Consider the following 1065-nt stretch of genomic DNA (forward strand, 5'->3'; position numbering starts at 1 on the left):
TTAAAGGAACCCCTCAACCCCCCTTTAAATTAGCACTTCAGAAAGGATGCGGAGTCATGCGCAAATACAATGCGGAAAACGAACGGTTAAAGCGACGATATGAGCAATACATGCGCGAAGCCAAGGGGCAGGATGAAAAATCCATCGACAAAGTTCGCGCGGCGTTGGTTAAGTTCGAAGAGAGTACGAAGTACAGGGCGTTCAAATCGTTCCACATCGAGCAGGCGAGGCAGTTCAAAGTCGCCTTGAGCCGCGCCAAAACAGCACGGGGCAAACCATTAAGCCTCACCACGACAGATGCTACGCTACGCTTAGTCAAAGGATTCTTTCATTGGTTGGCGGGCCAGCAAGGATTCAAGAAAGTGGTGACCTATGCGGATGTGGAATATTTCAACAACAACCGAAACGACGCCCGCGCCGCCCATACCCAGCGCCTTGTTCAGTTTCCGTCAACCCAAGCCGCTTATCATGCCTTTCAGGGGATGCCAGAGCGGACAGAGCTGGAGCGGCGCGACAAGGCCATTTTCGCGTTCCTGATGATCACAGGAGCACGCGTTGGCGCTGTGTCTTCATTGCGTCTAAAACATATCAATCTGGTGGGCGGTTTCGTTTATCAGGACGGGCGCGAGGTGCGCACCAAAGGCAGAAAAACCATCACGACTTGGTTTTTTCCCATGCATCCTGACTATTTGGCATATTTTACCGATTGGATGATGTTTCTAAGCAATGACAAGATGTTTGGCCAAGAGGACGCGCTGTTTCCCAAGCCCGAACGGCGCTTAGTAAATGGCAAATTCACATTCGACTCTTTGTCTCGCGACATCTATGCGAACGGTGCGAAGGTGAATGAAGTTTTTCGCGATGCGTTCGTTAAGGTGCAGATGTATCCTTACGGCGCGCACAGCGTTCGCAAGACTCTGGGGCATGAATTAAGCGACCGCAATTTGCCGTTGGCTACGCAAAAGGCTTGGTCGCAAAATATGGGGCACGAGAATTTCACAACAACCGCGTCAAGTTACTTGCCTGTTTCACATCAACAGCAGGGTGAATTGATCAAAGGTCTAA

1 protein-coding gene is annotated in these 1065 nt (G+C 50.6%); it reads left to right on the forward strand.

Annotated features, from left to right (window positions below; all coding sequences use genetic code 11):
* Positions 1-56: 56 nt before the first annotated feature.
* Positions 57-1065: tyrosine-type recombinase/integrase (locus HRQ87_RS19975; RefSeq protein ID WP_174140208.1), on the forward strand; the 1009-nt coding region annotated here is incomplete at its 3' end.

The organism is Parasulfitobacter algicola, assembly GCF_013315265.1.
GTDB classification, from domain to species: Bacteria; Pseudomonadota; Alphaproteobacteria; order Rhodobacterales; family Rhodobacteraceae; genus Parasulfitobacter; species Parasulfitobacter algicola.